Raw genomic sequence first — 18282 nt, forward strand, 5'->3', positions numbered from 1 at the left:
GGGCTACCGCCGATCCGATCCGCCCCATCCCGATGATCCCCAGGCGCTTGCCGGTGATCCGCCGGCCCAGCATCCAGGTGGGGGCCCAGCCGGTGAACTCGCCCGCCTGGACGGCGTTCGCCCCCTCGATCACCCGCCGCAGCGTGGCCATCATCAGGGTCAGCGTCAGGTCGGCGGTGTCCTCGGTCAGGACGCCGGGCGTATTGGTCACCGCGATCCCGCGGGCGTTGGCGGCGGCCACGTCGATGTGATCGACCCCCGCCCCGAAATTGGCGATCAGCTTCAGCCGCTCGCCGGCCTTCTCGATCAGCCCGGCGTCGATCTTGTCGGTGATGGTCGAGGCCAGCACGTCGCAGCGGCCCACCGCCTCGATGAGCGCCTTGCGGGTGAACGGCTCGTCCGAAACGTTGAGTTCGGTGTCGAAGAGCTCGCGCATCCGGGTCTCGACCGAGTCCGGCAGTTTGCGCGTGACGATGACTTTCGGCTTGCGGGCGGGCATGTGCCTACGGGAAAAAGGGTGCGTTTCCTGCGCCGATCCTGGCGCGTCGAATTGCGGAACCCTTAGCAAAGGGGCCCGGCACGGCCAAGGCGAGGCCGGTCCTTTAGGGGTGCGGATTGGGGTCGAGGTCCAGGCTGAAGGCGGCGCCGGTCATCTTGGCGCTCACGCTGGCGGCCTCCCCGGCGGCGCAGCAGGCGGCCTGGGCGGCCGATCGCCCGACGCCCTCGGGCTATCCGGTGCCGCGCTACGTCACCCTCAAGTTCGGCAAGGTCAACGCCCGCTCCGGCCCCGGCGACGATCATCGCCTGCTGTGGGTCTACCGCACGCGGGGCCTGCCGGTGCAGGTGGTGGCCGAGACGGCGGAGTGGCGCCGGGTGTGCGATCCCGAAGGCGGCCTGGCCTGGGTCCACAAGCGGGTCACCGACGGCCGGCGCGGCGTGATCAACACCCTGAACCGGCCAGCGCCCCTGCTGCGCAAGCCCAAGGCCGGGGCGGAACCGGCGGCCTTCCTCAACGTTCGCGCCATGGCCAGCCTTACCCGTTGCGAGAAGGGCTGGTGCAAGGTGAAGACCGACGGCGCCTCCGGCTGGGTGCGCCAGGGGACCCTTTGGGGAACGGCCGAAGCCCTGCAATGTCGTTGAGGCGAGCTTGCCGCCTGTGCTAGGCCCGGCCCTCCTGAAGAACCAAGGCTTCCTCGAATGACCGACGCAGCGACCCGGCCCTCCAGCTACACGCGCGAAGAGTTGCTGGCGTGCGGGCGTGGCGAGATGTTCGGCCCGGGCAACGCCCAGCTGCCGGCCCCGCCCATGCTGATGTTCGACCGCATCACCGAGATCACCGGGACCGGCGGCGCGCACGGGAAGGGCTACGTCGAGGCCGAGCTGGATATCCGCGACGACCTTTGGTTCTTCGCCTGCCACTTCATTGGCGACCCCGTGATGCCCGGCTGCCTGGGCCTGGACGCCATGTGGCAGCTCGTGGGCTTCTTCCTGGGATGGTCGGGGGCGCCGGGCCGTGGTCGCGCCCTGGGCGTGGGCGAGGTGAAGTTCACCGGCCAGGTCACCCCGAAGGTCCAGAAGGTCACCTACAAGATCGACCTGAAGCGGGTGATCATGCGCAAACTCGTGATGGGCGTGGGCGACGGGGTTCTCCTGGCCGACGGCAAGCCCATCTATGAAGCCAGCGACCTGCGGGTCGGCCTGTTCAAGCCGGAAGACCTGGCCTGAGCCGGGCGGCAGTCGGAGGAGACACTCTATGCGGCGCGTGGCCGTCACCGGGATGGGGATCGTCTCGTCCATCGGGAACAACACCAATGAGGTGCTGGCGTCCCTGCGCGAAGCCAGGTCCGGCATCAGCGCCGCGCCGGAATACGCGGAGCTTGGCTTCCGCTGCCAGGTGCACGCCGCCCCGGTCATCGACTGGGAGTCGATGGTCGACCGGCGCGCGGCGCGGTTCCTGGCGCAGGGCACGGCCTATGGCCATATCGCCATGGAGCAGGCGATCGCGGATTCCGGCCTGGAGGAGAACGAGGTCAGCCATGAGCGCACCGGCCTGATCGTCGGCGCTGGCGGCCCCTCGACCCGCACCATCGTCGAGGCCGCGGCCACAGCGCGCGAGCGCGGGCCCAAGCGGGTCGGCCCCTTCGCCGTGCCCAAGGCCATGAGCTCGGGCGCCTCGGCGACCCTGGCCACCTGGTTCAAGATCCGCGGGCTGAACTTCTCCATCAGCTCGGCCTGCGCCACCTCGGCCCACTGCATCGGGGTCGGCTACGAGCAGATCCTGATGGGCAAGCAGGACGTGGTGTTCGCCGGCGGCGTCGAGGAGCTGGACTGGACGCTCAGCGTCATGTTCGACGCCATGGGCGCCATGAGCTCGAACTTCAACGACCGGCCGGCCGTGGCCAGCCGCGCCTACGACCGCGACCGGGACGGCTTCGTCATCGCGGGCGGGGCAGGCGTGGTGGTGCTGGAGGAGATGGAGCGGGCGAAGGCGCGCGGCGCCAAGATCTACGGCGAGATCGTCGGCTATGCGGCCAATTCCGACGGCTACGACATGGTCGCCCCGTCGGGCGAAGGCGCGGCCCGTTGCATGAAGCTGGCCATGTCCACCATCGGCGACCGGACCATCGACTACCTGAACCCGCACGGCACCTCGACGCCCGTGGGCGACCAGAAGGAGATGGAGGCCGTGCGCGCCGTCTTCGGCGACAAGGCCCCGCTGATCTCGTCGACCAAGAGCCTGACCGGCCACTCCCTGGGCGCCGCCGGGGCGCAGGAGGCGATCTACAGCCTCTTGATGCTCAACAATGGCTTCGTTGCCGAGAGCGCCCACATCGAGAACCTGGACCCGGCCTTCGCCGACCTGCCCATCGTGCGCGAGCGCGAGGACCGGCAGCTGGAGACCGTGATGAGCAACTCGTTCGGGTTCGGCGGCACCAACGGCTGCCTGGTGATGGCGCGGGCGTAGGAGCCGGTGGCCGAGCCGGCGTATCCGCGCCCGCCCGACAAGCCGCAGGACTACGAGTGCTGCAAGCGCGGCTGCTGCCCGTGCATATTCGACTACTACTACGACGCCCTGGAGCGCTGGGAGGCGCGCGTCCGGGCGCTCGGCGGCGATCCGGCGGAAGTGCTGGCGGCGCAGATGCAACGTTGAACTCGCCGCGTCATCCGGTTTCCCGTGCGGCGAAACCGGGATGACAGGGGAGGGGGGATCGGCCACAAACCGCCCAACGACGGATGGGAGAACACCACGTGGCCGACGAATACCAGATGCCGACCGGGACCCTGATGAAGGGCAAGCGGGGGGTCATCACCGGGGTCGCCAACCACCAGTCCATCGCCTGGGGCATCGCCAGCCAGCTGGCCGCCCAGGGCGCGGACCTGGCCTTCATGCACCTGCCGGGCATGGAGCGCCGCGTGACGCCGCTGGCCGAGAGCGTGAACGCCAAGCTGATCGTGGCCGCCGACGTCACCGACGACGCGTCGATGGACGCGGCCTTCGGCGCGGTGGCCAAGACCTTCGGGCAGATCGACTTCTTCCTCCACGCCATCGCCTTCGCCAACAAGGACGAGCTGAAGGGCAGCTTCGTGGACAACACCACGCGCGAGGGCTTCCTGCGGGCGATGAACATCTCGGCGTTCAGCTTCGTCGACTGCGCCCGGCGCGCGGCGGCGCTGATGCCCGAGACGGGCGGCTCGATCGCGACCCTGACCTACATGGGCTCGGAGCGGGCGATCCCGAACTACAACACCATGGGCGTGGCCAAGGCGGCGCTGGAGGCGGCGACCCGCTATGCGGCGCGCGACCTGGGCCCCAAGGGCATCCGGGTGAACGCCCTGTCGCCCGGCGCCATGAAGACGCTGTCCCTGGCCGGCATCTCGGGCGGCCGCGCATTGCTGGGCAAGGGCCGCTCGTTCTCGGCCATGAAGGAGGACACCTCCATGGAAGGCGTGGCCGGCGCGGCGCTGTGGCTTCTGTCCGACCTCGGCAAGTCGACGACCGGCGAGGTGATCCACGTGGACGCCGGCTTCCACATCATGGGCTTCTCGGACGATGAGGGCGGCGAGGGCTAGGATCGGCGCGCCTCAGGGCGCGTAGGCGCGCATGAAGCGGGCCGCGGCCTCCTGGGCGACCTGTTCGATCTCGTCGTCGGTGAGACCGACGGAAACGCCCAGAAGCGTCGGGGTCTGGTAGCGGCCGAGCACCATGCCGGCGAAGAACTCCGCCGCCTGCAACGGGTCCGCAATTCGCAATCGGCCGGCCGCCGTCTCCAGGCGCAGGAACTCGGCCAGCCTCAGCCGGCTGGTGCGCGGCCCGGCCTCGTAGATCGCCAGGGCCACGTCCGGCATCGTCGAGACGGCGGTCATGGCCATGCGATAGATGGCCATGCCGCGGGGATTGAGCACGGCGCGGAGCAGCAGTCGGGCGTAGCCGGCGAGGGTCTCGGCCGGGTTCTCGATGGCCTCCGGCGCGTCCAGGATCTCGGCGACCTCGTTCGCGCGGCGCTCGGACATGGCCCGCGCCAGTTCGGCCTTCGAGCCGTAGTGGTTGTAGATCGTCTGCTTCGAGACGCAGGCCCGCCGCGCAATCTCGGCCAGCGGCGCGCCCAGGCCCTTCTCGCTCATCACCTCGATGGCGGCGTCGAGGATCGCCTCGTTCTTGGCGACGTCGATCTGGCCGGCGATGCGCGGCATGTCAGTGCCCGCCACCCTGCGAGGGCCCCGGCATCGCCGGGCCGGGCCGGGCGAAGAAGGCCAGGCCGACGGCGACCCAGCAGGCCAGGGCCAGGACCGCGAAGGCGTCGCCGAAGCTGAGCACCGCGGCCTGACGGTGGAGCATGGCGCTCATCGCCTTGCGGGCCGTGCCCTCGGGGTCGGCCATCCCGCCCTCCGTCATCATGGCGGTGAGGCCGTCCAGCATCGCGGCGCTGGAGGCGTTGGCCTGCCCGGCGGCGCTGGCCAGGTCCATGTAGTGGACCGCCCCCTGGTGGCTGAGGATGGTGGTCAGCATGGCCAGGCCGATGGCGCCGGCGACGTTGCGGATCAGGTTTATGAGGCCGGAGGCGTCCTTCATCATGGTGACCGGCAGCGAGGCGACGCTCATCTGCTGGGCGGCGATCATCGCCACCATCGTGCCGAGGCCCCGGGCGACCTGCAGCACGAAGAACTCGTTGAACCCCCACTCGTCGGTGACGCGCACGCCGAGCTGGATCGCCCAGGCCGCCAGGGCGAAACCGCCGATCATGGCGATGCGCGCGTCCATCATGCGGACGAAGCGGCCGGCGATCGGCGCGGACAGGAACATGGTCAGGCCCGAGACGAGCATGGTGTTGCCCACTTCGGCCGAGGAGAAGCCCCGCACCTGTCCCAGGAAGATCGGCATCAGGAACGTGCCGCCGAACAGGCTGACCCCCGTGACGAAGGTCATCACGATGCCGAGGCTGAAGTTGCGGTCGCGGAACGGCGCGAGGGAGACGATCGGCTGCCAGTAGGTGAGCTGGCGCCAGATGAAGGCGACGCCGGTCAGGGCGGCCAGGACCGTCAGCCACAGGATGACGCCGTCCTCGAACCAGCCCTCGCTGCTGCCCTCTTCCAGCACGTATTGCATCGAGAGCAGGAACACCGTCATGAGGCCCAGTCCCCACCAGTCGATGCCCTTGGAGAGGCTGGGGTCGCCCTTGTCGAAGTTGGCGTAGCGCCCGACCAGGAAGATCACCAGAACTCCCACCGGGATGTTGATGAAGAAGAGCCAGCGCCAGCTCAGAAGGTCGGTGAGGTGGCCGCCCAGCGTCGGGCCGATGGTCGAGGAGAGGGTCACGATCAGGCCGACGATGACGTTAGCGGTGATGCGGCGCTCGGGCGGGAAGACCGTCATGGCGGTGGCGAAGACCGGCGGGATCATCGCCCCGGCGAACAGCCCTTGCAGCGCGCGGAAGACGATCATCATCGCCACCGAGGACGACAGGCCCACCGCCACCGAGGTGACGATGAAACCGATCACGGCGATAACATAGAACGACCGCGTGCCCCACATCTTGGTGAGGTAGGCCGTGAGTGGCATGATCACGACCTCGGCCAGCAGGTAGATCGTCTGCACCCAGCTGATCTCGTCCGCCGTGGCCCCGATTCCCGATTGGATCTGGACCAGGGAGCTGGCGACGATCTGGATGTCGAGCATGGCCATGAACTGGCCGATGACCATCCCGCCGAAGCCCAGGAACACCTTCACCCAATCGACGTGCGAGCCGTCGGCGCCCAGCACGGCGGGGGCCTCGGGCTTGCGGGCCCGGGCCGGGTCGGGGGGAAGGACCGCGTCGGTCACGGGACTAGTTCTGGGCGCCCTGACGGGCGAAGCGCGCCGGGGTCTGGCCGGCCTCGGCGAACGAGGGGCCGGTGTCCCGGGTGACGTCCACCTTCACCTTCAGCGACAGGCCGGGGCGCAGGCCGCCGGCCAGCTTCTGGTTGCGGTCGATGGCGATGCGGACCGGCAGGCGCTGGGTGATCTTGGTGAAGTTGCCGACGGCGTTCTCGACCGGGATCAGGGCGAACTCGGCGCCTGTGGCCGGGGCGAAGCTGTCGATCCGGCCCTTGATCGCCGTGTTGCCGAAGGCGTCGGCATGGATCTCCACCGGCTGGCCGATCCGCAGGCGGGAGACCTGGGTTTCCTTGAAGTTCGCCACCACATAGGCGTCGGCCAGCGGCACGATACTCATCAGAGCGCCGCCCGGCCGCACGTACTGGCCCACCCGCACGGCGCGCGCACCGACGACGCCGGCCACGGGGGCGCGGATCTCGGTGCGTGAAAGGTCGATCCGGGTCTGCTCGGCGGCCGCCCGGGCCGCCGCCGCCTGGGCGACGCTCTGCTCCCGCGCCGAGCCCAGCGACTGGGCGGCGCGGCGTTCGGCCTCCAGCGCGGCGCGGGCCTGGCCGACGGCGGCCACGGCCTGCTCCTGGGCGGTGCGGGCGGTCTGCGCCCGCTGGGGCGACACCCATCCTTCGCCCGCGAGGGAGCCGTACCGCTTCAGCTCGCTGTCGGCCCACTTGGCCTGAGCCTGGGCGCTGTCCACCGCGGCCGCCCGCTGGGCGATCATGGCCTGTTCCAGCCGGGCCTTGTCGTCGACCGCGCTGATGGCCGCCTCCAGGGCCTGGGCGTTGGCTTCGGCCTGGGCGAGGCGCGCCCGCAAGGTGGCGGGATCGATCCGGACCAGGACCTGGCCGGGGCTAACGGCCTGGTTGTCGTCGACCAGAACCTCGGCCACGTAGCCGTCCACCAGCGGCGCGACCGTCACCTTGTCGGCCGCCACGAAGGCGTTGTCGGTGGTCTCGTACTTCTGGCGGTCGAGCCACCAGAGCCCGCCGCCCACGGCGACGGCGACGGCGGCCACCCCGCCCGCGGCGAGGGGAACGATGCGACCTCTCGGCATACCGGCCATTCGGCGAACGCCTCTCGAACGAAAAGTGGACTCTGCGGTCCAATCTGCCGTCCGAGATAGGCCTGCGCGGAAACGGCTGCAAGTGAAGAATGGACGCAGGCGTCCATGCTTCGCCGGCGGCGACTGCTTGATGCGGGGCGGGGTTTCGTGGCCTATCCCCGCCATGAGCCAGGACGCAGACGTCATCATCGCGGGCGCCGGTATCGCCGGCGCGACTCTCGCCCTGTCCTTGGCGCGGGCGGGGCTGAAGCCGGTCCTCGTCGATCCGGTGGCCTTCGACGCCCAGCTGGCGCCGACCTTCGATGGGCGCGCCTCGGCGATCGCCTATGCCGCGTTCCGCCAGTGGAAGGCGCTGGGCCTGGGCGAGGCGATGGAGCCGCACGCCCAGCGGATCGAGCAGATCCTGGTCACCGACGGGACCACGCCAGGCGCGGCGTCGGGCGGCCCCCTGCCGTTCTTCCTTCGCTTCGACTCCAGCGAGATCGCCGACCGTTCGGACGGCGAACCCCTGGGCTACCTGCTGGAGAACCGCCGCAGCCGCGTGGCGCTGGCGGCGGCGGTCGAGGCGGCGGGGATCGAGGTGCTGGCCCCCGCGCGGGTCACGGGCGCGACCTTCGGCCCCCGCCTCGCCGAGGTGACCCTGTCCGATGGACGCGTGCTACGCGCCCCGCTCGTAGTGGGCGCGGAGGGCCGGGGGTCGGTCATCCGCTCCGCGGCCGGCATCGGCGCCATCGGCTGGGACTATCGCCAGGCCGGCGTGGTCGCGACGGTGCGGCTGGAACGTCCTCACGAGGGCGTGGCCTACGAGTACTTCCTGCCGGGCGGACCGTTCGCGATCCTGCCGCTGACCGACGACCGCGCCAGCCTGGTCTGGACGGAAAGCACGGCCCGGGGCGCCGCCCTGGCCGCCGCGCGGCCGGAGGTGTTCCAGGCGCATCTGGAGCGCCGATTCGGGGAATTCCTGGGCGCCGTCGCCGTCGAGGGGCCGGTCTTCACCTACCCGCTCAGCCTCCAGCTTGCCGAGCGGTTCGCGGCGCCGCGGGTGGCCTTGCTGGGCGACGCCGCCCACGGGGTGCATCCGATCGCAGGCCAGGGCCTGAACCTGGGCCTCAAGGGCGCCGCCGCCCTCGCCGAGGTCCTCGTCGATGCGGTCCGCGTGGGCGAGGACATCGGCTCGGAGGTCGTACTCGAGCGCTACGCCGCCTGGCGACGCTTCGACACCGTGACCCTCTCGGCGGGGATGGACGCCTTCGTCCGCCTGTTCTCGAACGACAACCCGCTGCTGCGCCTGGCGCGCGGGGCGGGCATGGCGGCGGTGAACCGGATCGCTCCGGCGCGGCGGTTCTTCATGCACGAGGCCGGGGGCGCGGTGGGCGACCTGCCCCGGCTGCTGCGCGGCGAGGCCCTGTAGCTACTCGCCCTCGCCCAGCGGGCGGGCTTCCTCGGGCAGCATGATCGGCACGCCGTCCCGGATCGGGTAGGCCAGGCGGGCGCCCTTGCTGACGAGCTCCTGCCGGGCGCGGTCGTACGCCAGCGGTCCGCGGGTGACCGGGCAGACCAGGATTTCCAGCAGGCGGGGATCGACGTCGAGGGCGGGCGCAGGATCGCTCATGGCGTCCCTCTACTGCAGCTGATGAGGCTCGTCATCCGGATCGGAGGCGTCGATCTCGAGCAGGGTGGTCAGCACCTCGAACCGGCTGGCCAGATCGGGCGCCTCCAGGAAGGCCTGCTTCTCGGCCGGCTCGAACGGCAAGCCCATGCAGAGGCTGTTCACCAGGGCTTCCAGCGGCGCCTCGCTGGCGGTCTCCCAGTCGATGTCCAGCTCGCGGCGATTGAGGTAGCGCTTCAGCGCCGTCGCGAACCGTGCGCGGGCGGCCTCGGTCGCGCCCGCCTCCTCGTCCGCGAGGTCGACGCGGAAGCGGTCGTAGTTCGCGCGCAGCTGGCGATATGGAAGCCGCAGGTCCAGCTCCTCGCCGGCCTCGAAGCGGCAGACGCCGGTCAGGGTGATCATGTACCGGCCGTCGGCGGTCTCGGCGTAGCTGGTGATCCGGCCCAGGCAGCCGACCCCTGACAATTTCGGACGCGCACGGCTGCCGCCCCGCGTCTGGATCATCCCGATCACCCGGTCGCCGGCCATGGCGTCGTCGACCATGTTGAGGTAGCGCGGCTCGAAGATCTGCAGCGGCAGTTCACCGCCGGGCAGCAGCAGGGCCCCATCCAGCGGGAACACCGGAATAAGCTGCGGCAGGTCGGAAAGCTGACGGTAGGGGGCCATCGCGCCTCAACTGAACAGGATGGTCGAAAGCTTGCGCCGGCCCTGCTTGGCGACGTCCGACATGGGTCCGGCGGCCTCGAAGATGGTGAGGAGCTGCTTGCGGGCGGCCTGGTCGTTCCACTCGCGGTCGCGGCGGATGCTCTCGATAAGCTGGTCGACCGCCTCGTGCATCTGGCCGGACGCGGCCAGCGCCTTGGCGTACTCGAGCCGCGCCTCGTGGTCGTCGGCGTCGGCCAGGATCCGGGCCTCGAACTCGGCCGTCTCGGAGGGGGCCTGATCGGCCAGGGCCAGGGCCGCGCGGACCGCGTCGATGTCGGGATCCTTCGCGTCCGGCGGCGCCATGTCCAGCACCTGCCGGGCCTGGTCGAGATCGCCGGCCTGCTGCAGCACGCGCGCCATGCCGCCGATCGCCTTGACGTTGGCCGGGTCCATCTGCAGGGCCTGGGCGTAGGCCTGGGCCGCCCCGCCGGCGTCGCCCAGTTCCAGCGACTCCTTCGCCATGCTCAGCAGCTCATCGATGGGCGAGGCGCCGCCCTGCTTGGCCAGGCGGTCGACGAACTGTTTCACCTGGCTGTCCGGCAGGGCGCCCATGAAGCCGTCCACGGGCCGACCGTCGACGAACGCGAACACCGCCGGGATCGATTGCACGCGCAGCTGGCCCGCGTAGGCGGGGTTCTTGTCGATGTCGACCTTGACGAGCTTCACCGCGCCCTTTGCCGCGAGCACGGCCTTTTCCAGGGCGGGGCCCAGCTGGCGGCATGGTCCGCACCACGTGGCCCAGAAGTCGACGATGACCGGCGTGGTCTTCGACGCCTCGACGACGTCGGCGATGAAGCTCGCGTCGGTGGCGTCCTTGATCAGATCGGCGGCGGCCGGCGCGCCTTGGGTTTCCCCGATGAGGGTCATGCCCGGAAGTCCCCTGTCACTTGGTCTCTAACGTCCTGTCGCCAAGATGGTCGCAACGGGGGCCGGGCGCTAGTCGATGCGGGTCATAGAGGCGAAATCCACGATGATCGGCCGGACATCCAGCGCGGCCAGGAAGGCGCGGAACCCCTCGCGGGTGACCGTGGTCGTCGCCGTGTTGACGAGGGGGTGGAAGTTCAGCCGGTCGGCCTCGGCCAGGGTCTGATCCATGACGAAGCGGACGCGGCGGTCTCGGTCGTTGATCAGGCCGAAGGCGGTCACCGAGCCCGGCGCCACGCCCAGGGTCTCGCCCATCAGCTCAGGGCTCCCGAACGAGAGGCGGGCCGAGCCGATCACCGTGTGCAGCCGCTTCAGGTCGATTCGGGCGTGGCCCTCGGCCGAGATCAGCCAGAGCTGGCGCTTGGCGTCCTTGAGGAACAGGTTCTTGGTATGGGCCCCGGGAATCCGGGCCTTGATGTCCTCGCCCTCGTCCACGGTGAAGACGGCCGGGTGGTGATGCGTGACGGCGTCGATTCCGCGGGCCGCCAGGAAAGCAAGAAGGTCATTGCAGCGCTTCATGGACCCCGTCATAACAAAGCTGCGCCGTGCGACGAATCGCCCCTGGAACACCGGGGCGACTTGACAGCAACCGATTGAAACCACGGCGCTTCTTTCTGACATACGCTTGTTAGGCGAATCGAGTCGCAGAGCGCTGGGCATTCATATATTGTTAAGTCTGAAGGTCGCCTCCGACATGTGGTGGGGGCCAGACGTTGGGGAAGACAAGATGAAGATTCGTACGCTTGCCGCGGCTTCCGCCGCGTTTGGCATTCTGGCTGCGGCTTCCGCCGCGAACGCCGCCATCACGGTGAACTACATCGAGGAGGGCAACCTCTTCGGTCCGATCGCCGGCGGCCAAGGCGTCATGATCTATGACTTCGACGCCATCGCCGACCCGAACGTGACCTATGTCGGCAATGTGCTGCAGGGTCCGCAGACCGGCTCGACCTCGGCTTCCCCGCCCTACGGCGGCAGCGTGACGGGCGACAACACCAAGTACGCCTCGGTCCAGGAAAACACGGTCGGCACCTTCTCGACCCTGCCGGGCTTCTATCTGTCGACGTTCAGCTTCTATCTGGGCTCGCCGGACAGCTACAACACCCTGACCTTCAACCTGCTGGGCGGCGGCAGCCAGACCTTCTCGGGCGAAGAAATCTGGGGCGGCTCGCCGGCCGGTACGGGTGACCGTACGCTCGGCTACCGCGTGTACTACGATTTCGGCGGCGCTAAGGTGACCTCGATCACCTTCGGCACGGGCGACACGAACGCCTTCGAGTTCGACGGCATCGCCGGCAACGTGGCTATGGTTCCGGAACCCGGCACCTGGGCCCTGATGATCATGGGCTTCGGCGGCGCTGGCGCCATGCTCCGTCGTCGCAAGGCGGCTCTGGCCTAAGCATTACGCCATTCGGGAACCTTCGGGTTCCCGGGGCAAAGGGACAGCCCCGGTCGCGCAAGCGGCCGGGGCTTTTCCTTGTCTGGAGCGCGGGTCGTCCACTGGACGGACCGCCAGGGCCGCGCTTAAGGGTCTCGCTGGCAGCGAGAGCGAGGGTCCATGGAACTTGAGTGCTTCCCCACCACCGAGCGGCCCCCGGAGATCGTGCCGGGCCGCCCGCAGCGGGCCTGGATGGACGCCTTCACCGCCCGCCATCCCTACCGGTGCCTGCCGCTCAACATGGCCAATTCGTCCGGCTGGGAGATCCTCTGCCCCGTGGCCTTCACGGCGGAGTGGAACGGCGGGCTGATGCAGTCCGACCTTACCCTGAAGCCGGACTATCCCAACCCGGACTTCCACCGGCTGGCCACCAGCCACTTCAGCCACGGCGTGCTGACCCTGCACCCCGGCTACCTGTTCCGCACGCCGCCAGGCTGGTCGATGATGGCCATGGGCCCGCCGAACCATGTGAAGGACGGGATCCAGCCGCTGGCCGGCGTGGTGGAGACCGACTGGCTGCCGTTCCCCTTCACGATGAACTGGATCTTCACCCGCCCCGGCCGCGTCCGGTTCGAGAAGGGCGAGCCCTTCTGCTTCATCACCCTGCTGCAGGACCACACGCTGCACGAGATCCAGCCGGTGATCCGCCGCATGGATTCCGACCCGGAGCTGCGCCACCAGTACGACGTCTGGGAAAAGCACCGCAGCGAGTTCAACCAACGGATCTTCCGGGGCGATCCCGAGGCCACCAAGGAGGCCTGGCAACGCTACTACTTCAAGGGCGAGTACCCCGAGGAAGTGAAGGCCGAGGCGCCGGAAGGCCATGTGAACAAGCGCCGGCTGAAGGCCCCGAAGTTCCGTTAGAACAGGGCTGTCGCGACCCTGTCTGGCCGCCTGAAAAAATGCGGCTCCGGCCCGCTTGCAAAGGCCGGGGCCGTCTGCCATAAGGCCGCCTCTCGCATTTGGGGCTGACTATCGCCCCTACGGAGCGCGGGCGTAGCTCAGGGGTAGAGCACAACCTTGCCAAGGTTGGGGTCGGGCGTTCGAATCGCCTCGCCCGCTCCAAATTCAAGCCGATCGGCGAACCAGCGGCGGCCTTCGGGCCGCCGTTCGCATCTCCGCCGCCGCGAGCACCTCGTCCACCAGTTCCGCATAGAGGCCGTTCGTAAGGCCGAGGTCGTAGGCCAGGGCCCGCTTGTCGGGCCGCACGGGCGCCTGCGCCTGGGCCAGCACCGCCTGCGCTAGGGCGTCCGGGTCGTCGCCGTCGAAGAGCAGCCCATAGCGACCCTCGTCCAGCACCATGGCCGCATCGCCAGCCAGCCGCGAGGCCACCACCGGCGTTCCGGCCGCCAGGGCTTCGAGCAGGGCCAGGGACGAGGTTTCCCACCGCGACGGCAGGGCGAACACGGCCGCCCGGGACAGCCAGGCGAAGACGTTGTCCGTCTCGCCCGCCAGCAGGAAGTCGTGACCGAGCCCCGCGGCTTGGGCGAGGCCCGTCAGCCGGGCGCGCTCCTCGTCCGAGCCGCCGCCGATGATCACCAGGCGCAGGCGGCGCGCCGCGCGCGCCCGGCCTATCGCCTCGATCAGCAGGTCGAAGTTCTTCTGTGGGCGCAGCCGTCCGATCCCCATGACGACGGGGATCGGCTCCTCCAGCCACGGGTGCGGCGCGGGCGCGCCGGCGAGCCGCACCGCCCGCGCGTTGTCGACCCCGTTCGGCAGCTCGGCCGCCCGTCCGGACGCGATGGCGCGCGCGAACAGCGGCAGCCGCCGCATCGCCCGGCCCACGACGACGATCCGCGCCGCGTCGCGGATCAGCGCCGCCATCCAGGCCAGCCGGATCCGGCTCCTCAGGCCGTCGTCGCGCGCCACCTCATTGCTGATGCAATAGATGCGGGCGATGCGGGAAAGGCCCTGGCAGGCCAGGAACGGCGTCCAGTGGCCCATGTTGCCCACCGACATCAGGACGCCGCCCGGCTGGTTCGAAAGCCAGGCGCGCAGCCGCAGGGCGGCGACACCGCGCCCGAACGCGGCCTCCCGATCGGCCAGGACCTTGAGCCGGAACGGGCCGCGCGCCGCCTCCTCGGCGAAGAACCCCTGGCCATAGCCGGCGACCAGGGTCGTGGGATGGTCCTGCGACAGCCGCCTGGCGAAATCGAGGGCGTTGCGCACCACGCCGCTGGATCGCAGGTCATGGACGTAGAGGTAGACGTGGCGCATCGGCGGCTCCGGCCCTGTGTCACGTGCGCTACCGGGTGATTGTAACAATCCGATGCTAGGGCGCCGGATGGGGTACGATCGGCTCTACTTCCTCAAGAAGGCCTACGCGATCTATCCGGGCGTGCTGGCGCCGGTGAGCGGCGGCTTCCTGGCCGATCACTATCGGCGGCGGCGGGCGAAGCGCGGGGCGCTCCGCGCCGTCCTGGACGCCGCGGTGGGCCTGGGTTTCCGCGCCTGGATTCCGTGGCGGGCCCGCAAGGTGCAGCGGAAGTTCGGGCTGGACCCGGCGTGGCGGGCGCGGGCGGTCCAGATCGCCCGGGCGCGGTTCGCCGACCCGCAGGACGTGGCCCTGTTCCGGATCGAGCAGGCCGCGGCGCTGGACGGCTATATCCGCCGCTTCGAGGATGCGGCCCTCAACAAGCGTATCAACCCACTCGGCTGGACCGCGGGCTGCGCCCTTGCCGACAAGGCGCTGTTCTACGAACGGTGCCGCGCCGCCGGCCTGCCGCATCCGGAGGTCGTGGCGATCGTTACGCGGGACCGCTTGGCGCCCGGCGCCGATCCGGCGGGCCGCGAGCTGGTCGCCAAGCCGGCCCTCGGCGAAGGCGGCGACGGCCTGACGGTGCTGGGCGCGTTCGCGAACGCCGCCGACCTGGCCGCCCGGCTGCCCGAGGCCCTGAGGGCCGCGCGCGGGTCCTTCGTGGTGCAGCCGCGCGTCGCCACCCATCCAGCCCTGTGCGACCTTGCGCTGGGCGCCCTGCCCACCGTCCGGGTGGTGACCATCCTGGACGAGGCGGGCGCGCCGGAAGTGGTCAGCGCGACGTTCCGCTTCGCCTCGGACCCGGCGGCCCGGGTGGACAACATGAAGGCCGGCGGCCTGATCTCGGCGGTTGACCTGGCGGACGGCGCCCTCGGTCTTGCCTGCAAGGGCTATGGCGGGGGCGATCACGAAACGCATCCGGTGACGGGCGCCCCGATCGTGGGCTGCAGGCTGCCCGACTGGGACGGCGTGAAGGCGCTGGCGGTCCGGGCCCATGCGGGCGCCTTCGGCGACTACGTGCTCGTCGGCTGGGACATCGCCATGACGCCGGAGGGCCCCCTGCTGATCGAGGGCAACGGCAAGCCCGGCGTCCTGATGCCCCAGCGCGCCGCCCGGCGGGGCCTGGGCGAGGGCCGCTACGGCGAGCTGCTCGCTCATCATCTTGCCAACAAAGCGTAGCGGAGACGTCACGCCGGCCCGGTACCTCAGGACGGAGGGCCCGTCGTCCCGGAGTCGGCCATGGGGAGCCGACCGCTCGCCGGTCCACGGATGGGGGAGAATCCGATGAGCCGTCACCCGGCGCCGCGAAGCATTCCGGCGAGCCTCAAGCGCGCCCTCAGGATCCTGTTCATCGCCAAACACGCCCGCTGGGAGGGCGGCCTGCACCCGGAGGACGGCACGCACGCCACCTATCACCGCGAGATGCGGACGACGCTCGAGGCCATGGGCCTGAACCTGATGCTCGCCGACGACTACCGGGTGCTGTTCGACGAGCCGCTGGTGGACTTCGTCTTCCCGCTCCTGAACCGCGGCGGCTTCCTCAATTCCGAGATGATGCTGCCCCTGCTGTGCGAGCGGCAGGGAGTGCCGTACCTGGGCGCCAGCCCGATCCTGCGTGGCCTCGCCGACGACAAGCACCTCAGCAAGCGCGCCGCCGCGGCCCGCGGCGTCCCGACCGCGCCCTGGGCCGTCTTCCGCCAGGGCGCGCCGATCGACGAGGCTCAGGTCCCACCGGCCGAACGCTATGTGATCAAGCCGAACGCCAGCTCCGCCAGCTGGGGGGTCGGCGACGCCTACGACTGGGCGGGCGTCCAGTCCGCGGTCATCCGCCTGCACGAGGAGGGCCACGACGCCATCGTCGAGCCCTTCATCGAGGGCCACGACATCGAGGTCTCCGTCGTCACCGTCGACGGCGCGCCTGTGATCCTGCCGACCCAGATCGTCGAGCAGGCCGATCCGGGCCTGCTGCGCACCTACCAGGAGAAGCGCAACCTCACCGCGGGCCAGGCGTACGAGATCCGGCCCCTGGCCGACCCGCAGGTGCTGGCCACGGTCGAAGCGCGGGCGCGCGAGATGATGCGGGAGTTCACGCCTTTCGACTACGGGCGCTTCGAGTTCCGGCTCGACGTGACCAGGGGCGCGATCCAGTTCCTGGAGGTGAACCTCAACTGCAATCTCTGGTCACGGAAGACCATCGCCATGGCGGCCGCCCAGATCGGCTGGAGCCACGCCGAACTGATCGAGACCATCCTGACCGAGAGCCTGCGCCGCCAGGGCCTCTTGAGACAGCGGTTCGATGTCGCGGCCTGACGTCCCGCCGTTCACGGCGATCGTGCTGGCCGCGCAGAGGGACGGGCGCGTCGATCCCGTGGCCGCCGAGGCTGGGTTCGCTAACAAGAGCCTGGCTCCGATCCAGGGCGCGCCGCTGGTCCGCCACGTGGTCGACGCCCTGCTCGCGACGCCCGGCCTCGCCCGGATCCGCATCGTCGTGGAGCTGCAGGCCGAAGCGGCCGTCGCCGAGGCCATGCCCCGCGGGACGCCGGTGGACTTCGTGACCGCGGCCGACAATCTGGCCGACAGCGTCCATGCCGCTGCGGTCGGGGTCGGCGGTCCCATGCTCATCACGACCTCGGACAACGTGCTGCTGACGCCGGGCGCGGTCCAGGCGGTGCTGGCCCCGTTGGCGGCGGGCGCGGACGTGACCCTGGCCGTGGCGACGCGGGCCGCGGTCCTGGCCGCGCACCCAGAGGGTCAGCGCCGGTTCTACCGCTTCGCCGACGACGCCTATTCCAACTGCAACCTCTACGCCCTGGCCGGACCCCGTGCGCTGCGGGCGGCGGAGAGCTTCCGCAGCGGGGGGCAGTTCGCCAAGAAGCCGCTGCGGATGATCGCCGCCCTGGGGCCCGTCAACCTGGCGCTCATGCTGCTCGGGCGGCTGACCCTGGTCGGCGCGCTTCGACGGGTTTCCCGCGGCTTCGGACTGCGGGTCGAGCCGGTGGTGCTGGCGGACGGATCGCACGCCATCGACGTGGATAACGCCCGCACCTTCGCCTGCGCCGACGCCCTGCTGGCGCGCCGGCGGCAGGCGCTTGCCGCCTAACCCAGCCCCAGGTTCGAGAGCCAGGCGTAGAGCACCGACTCGCGGCGCTCCGCCGTCTGGATGTCGGTCATCAGGGTCGACAGGCGGCCCTTGCCGTTGTCGCGCGCGGCGATGACCGACTGGTTGTAGGCGCGGATGTTGCTGGGGCCGACCGGAGCGGGCGGCGGCGGCGCGGGGCGCGCAGCGGCGCCCTTGCCGCGGGCCCCGCCCCTGGCGGCGGTCTGGACCGGCGCGGATCCCGGCGGGCCGACTTCCGAGGCGCGGACGTAGCCCGTCTGGCCGCCCACCTCGACTTCCCACCAGCCGCCGTCGGCGGCGGCGATCCTGGCCTGCAGTGCGCTTCCGACCGGCAGGCTCTTCACAGGCGCGGCGGACGCCACGGGCGCCGAGCGGACGACGGCCGCCTTGACGGTCACCAGCTCCGGCGGGGCCGCGGCGGGCGGGGCGGAGGACGCCTCGCCGGATGCGCCGGCGCCTGAGCCCTTGGGCATCGACAACTTGGTCACCGCGGGCGCGGCGGCATAGGCCGGCGCCTGGGAACCCAGGACCTCGGCCTCGGAGGTCCCGTCGGTCATGGCCCGGCCCTGGGTGAAGGTCTTGGCCATGTTGGTATGCTGATCGACGACGCCGCCGGTGAGGTCGATGTCCTTTTTGAGCGCGCTGGTGAGCTCGGTGCGCTCGCGCCGGATCGCCTTGCGGTCCTTGTCGTTGCTGGCGGTGGCCAGGCGGTTGTTGATATCGGTGAGCTGCGCCGAGCGGCATTCCACGAGGGCCGCCCCGCTGTCGGCGATGGAGCGGCTGACGGTCAGCTGCCGGCCGGCG

21 protein-coding genes and 1 tRNA gene are annotated in these 18282 nt (G+C 70.4%); 12 read left to right on the forward strand and 10 right to left on the reverse strand.

Annotation, left to right across the window (positions count from 1 at the left end; genetic code table 11):
* A partial coding sequence (locus tag AX721_RS22300; RefSeq protein WP_304440895.1) for an NAD(P)-dependent oxidoreductase occupies positions 1-499 on the reverse strand: 499 nt, incomplete at its 3' end.
* A gap of 155 nt (positions 500-654) precedes the next feature.
* On the opposite strand from AX721_RS22300, the gene AX721_RS22305 reads away from it, so the two are divergent.
* The 5 genes from AX721_RS22305 (at position 655) to AX721_RS22325 (ending at position 4071) form a co-directional block, all read left to right on the forward strand.
* Positions 655-1140, forward strand: a complete 486-nt coding sequence (locus AX721_RS22305; protein ID WP_231733173.1) for an SH3 domain-containing protein — start codon at positions 655-657, stop codon at positions 1138-1140.
* A gap of 57 nt (positions 1141-1197) precedes the next feature.
* A complete protein-coding gene (fabA, locus tag AX721_RS22310; protein WP_068878168.1) occupies positions 1198-1725 on the forward strand; it encodes a 3-hydroxyacyl-[acyl-carrier-protein] dehydratase FabA in 528 nt (175 codons plus the stop codon).
* A 28-nt stretch (positions 1726-1753) separates the two neighbouring features.
* Complete coding sequence (gene fabB, locus AX721_RS22315; protein ID WP_068878169.1) at positions 1754-2965, forward strand: beta-ketoacyl-ACP synthase I; 1212 nt, start codon at positions 1754-1756, stop codon at positions 2963-2965.
* A 6-nt stretch (positions 2966-2971) separates the two neighbouring features.
* Positions 2972-3151: an oxidoreductase-like domain-containing protein gene (locus AX721_RS22320; protein ID WP_068878170.1), complete on the forward strand. Its 180-nt coding sequence runs from the start codon at positions 2972-2974 to the stop codon at positions 3149-3151.
* Positions 3152-3249: 98 nt separating this feature from the next.
* Complete coding sequence (locus tag AX721_RS22325) at positions 3250-4071, forward strand: enoyl-ACP reductase (protein ID WP_156467332.1); 822 nt, start codon at positions 3250-3252, stop codon at positions 4069-4071.
* 12 nt (positions 4072-4083) lie between these two features.
* Here the strand turns inward: AX721_RS22325 and AX721_RS22330 are convergent, their stop codons facing one another.
* Genes AX721_RS22330 through AX721_RS22340 form a run of 3 tightly spaced genes read right to left on the reverse strand, consistent with a single transcriptional unit; the run spans position 4084 to position 7430 of the window.
* The gene (locus AX721_RS22330) at positions 4084-4692 is read right to left on the reverse strand and encodes a TetR/AcrR family transcriptional regulator (RefSeq protein ID WP_068878172.1); all 609 of its coding nucleotides are present in this window, start codon (positions 4690-4692) and stop codon (positions 4084-4086) included.
* Position 4693: 1 nt separating this feature from the next.
* Positions 4694-6319, reverse strand: coding sequence for a DHA2 family efflux MFS transporter permease subunit (locus tag AX721_RS22335; protein ID WP_068878173.1), 1626 nt, complete (start codon positions 6317-6319; stop codon positions 4694-4696).
* Between the two features lie 4 nt (positions 6320-6323).
* Positions 6324-7430 (reverse strand): HlyD family secretion protein, encoded by a 1107-nt coding sequence (locus tag AX721_RS22340; RefSeq protein WP_068878174.1) that lies wholly within the window; start codon positions 7428-7430, stop codon positions 6324-6326.
* A gap of 163 nt (positions 7431-7593) precedes the next feature.
* Between AX721_RS22340 and AX721_RS22345 the strand changes: the two genes are divergently transcribed.
* Complete coding sequence (locus tag AX721_RS22345; RefSeq protein ID WP_156467333.1) at positions 7594-8841, forward strand: UbiH/UbiF/VisC/COQ6 family ubiquinone biosynthesis hydroxylase; 1248 nt, start codon at positions 7594-7596, stop codon at positions 8839-8841.
* Here AX721_RS22345 and AX721_RS22350 read toward each other — a convergent pair whose 3' ends face one another.
* The 4 genes from AX721_RS22350 to AX721_RS22365 form a co-directional block, all read right to left on the reverse strand.
* On the reverse strand, positions 8842-9042 hold the full coding sequence (locus AX721_RS22350) for a Trm112 family protein (protein WP_068878176.1): 201 nt from the start codon (positions 9040-9042) through the stop codon (positions 8842-8844). It abuts the gene before it with no gap.
* Positions 9043-9051: 9 nt separating this feature from the next.
* Positions 9052-9705 carry an LON peptidase substrate-binding domain-containing protein gene (locus tag AX721_RS22355; RefSeq protein WP_068878177.1) on the reverse strand — a complete coding sequence of 218 codons (654 nt, stop codon included), beginning with the start codon at positions 9703-9705 and terminating at the stop codon, positions 9052-9054.
* A 6-nt stretch (positions 9706-9711) separates the two neighbouring features.
* Entirely contained in the window at positions 9712-10611 is a 900-nt protein-coding gene (locus AX721_RS22360) for a co-chaperone YbbN (protein ID WP_068878178.1), read from the reverse strand.
* A gap of 69 nt (positions 10612-10680) precedes the next feature.
* The gene (locus tag AX721_RS22365) at positions 10681-11187 is read right to left on the reverse strand and encodes a prolyl-tRNA synthetase associated domain-containing protein (RefSeq protein WP_068878179.1); all 507 of its coding nucleotides are present in this window, start codon (positions 11185-11187) and stop codon (positions 10681-10683) included.
* Positions 11188-11395: 208 nt separating this feature from the next.
* On the opposite strand from AX721_RS22365, the gene AX721_RS22370 reads away from it, so the two are divergent.
* The 3 genes from AX721_RS22370 to AX721_RS22380 all read left to right on the forward strand — a co-directional run bounded on the left by AX721_RS22370 (position 11396) and on the right by AX721_RS22380 (position 13168).
* Positions 11396-12064: a PEPxxWA-CTERM sorting domain-containing protein gene (locus AX721_RS22370; RefSeq protein ID WP_068878180.1), complete on the forward strand. Its 669-nt coding sequence runs from the start codon at positions 11396-11398 to the stop codon at positions 12062-12064.
* A gap of 159 nt (positions 12065-12223) precedes the next feature.
* On the forward strand, positions 12224-12967 hold the full coding sequence (locus AX721_RS22375) for a DUF6065 family protein (RefSeq protein ID WP_068878181.1): 744 nt from the start codon (positions 12224-12226) through the stop codon (positions 12965-12967).
* A 126-nt stretch (positions 12968-13093) separates the two neighbouring features.
* Positions 13094-13168: transfer RNA gene (locus AX721_RS22380), tRNA-Gly, on the forward strand.
* Between the two features lie 3 nt (positions 13169-13171).
* Here AX721_RS22380 and AX721_RS22385 read toward each other — a convergent pair.
* Complete coding sequence (locus tag AX721_RS22385) at positions 13172-14320, reverse strand: glycosyltransferase (RefSeq protein ID WP_068878182.1); 1149 nt, start codon at positions 14318-14320, stop codon at positions 13172-13174.
* 67 nt (positions 14321-14387) lie between these two features.
* On the opposite strand from AX721_RS22385, the gene AX721_RS22390 reads away from it, so the two are divergent.
* The 3 genes from AX721_RS22390 (at position 14388) to AX721_RS22400 (ending at position 17460) form a co-directional block, all read left to right on the forward strand.
* Complete coding sequence (locus tag AX721_RS22390) at positions 14388-15539, forward strand: sugar-transfer associated ATP-grasp domain-containing protein (protein WP_068878183.1); 1152 nt, start codon at positions 14388-14390, stop codon at positions 15537-15539.
* Between the two features lie 105 nt (positions 15540-15644).
* Complete coding sequence (locus AX721_RS22395) at positions 15645-16670, forward strand: phosphoribosylglycinamide synthetase (protein ID WP_068878184.1); 1026 nt, start codon at positions 15645-15647, stop codon at positions 16668-16670.
* The gene (locus AX721_RS22400; RefSeq protein ID WP_068878185.1) at positions 16657-17460 is read left to right on the forward strand and encodes an NTP transferase domain-containing protein; all 804 of its coding nucleotides are present in this window, start codon (positions 16657-16659) and stop codon (positions 17458-17460) included. The genes AX721_RS22395 and AX721_RS22400 overlap by 14 nt, the downstream gene beginning before the upstream one ends.
* Here AX721_RS22400 and AX721_RS28110 read toward each other — a convergent pair.
* Positions 17457-18282 (reverse strand): SH3 domain-containing protein (locus AX721_RS28110; protein WP_369808000.1); only part of this gene is annotated, 826 nt, incomplete at its 5' end. The two genes, AX721_RS22400 and AX721_RS28110, sit on opposite strands and share 4 nt — an antisense overlap.

Origin of the sequence: Phenylobacterium sp. CCH9-H3, from assembly GCF_001557235.1 — a bacterium.
Lineage (GTDB): Bacteria > Pseudomonadota > Alphaproteobacteria > Caulobacterales > Caulobacteraceae > Phenylobacterium.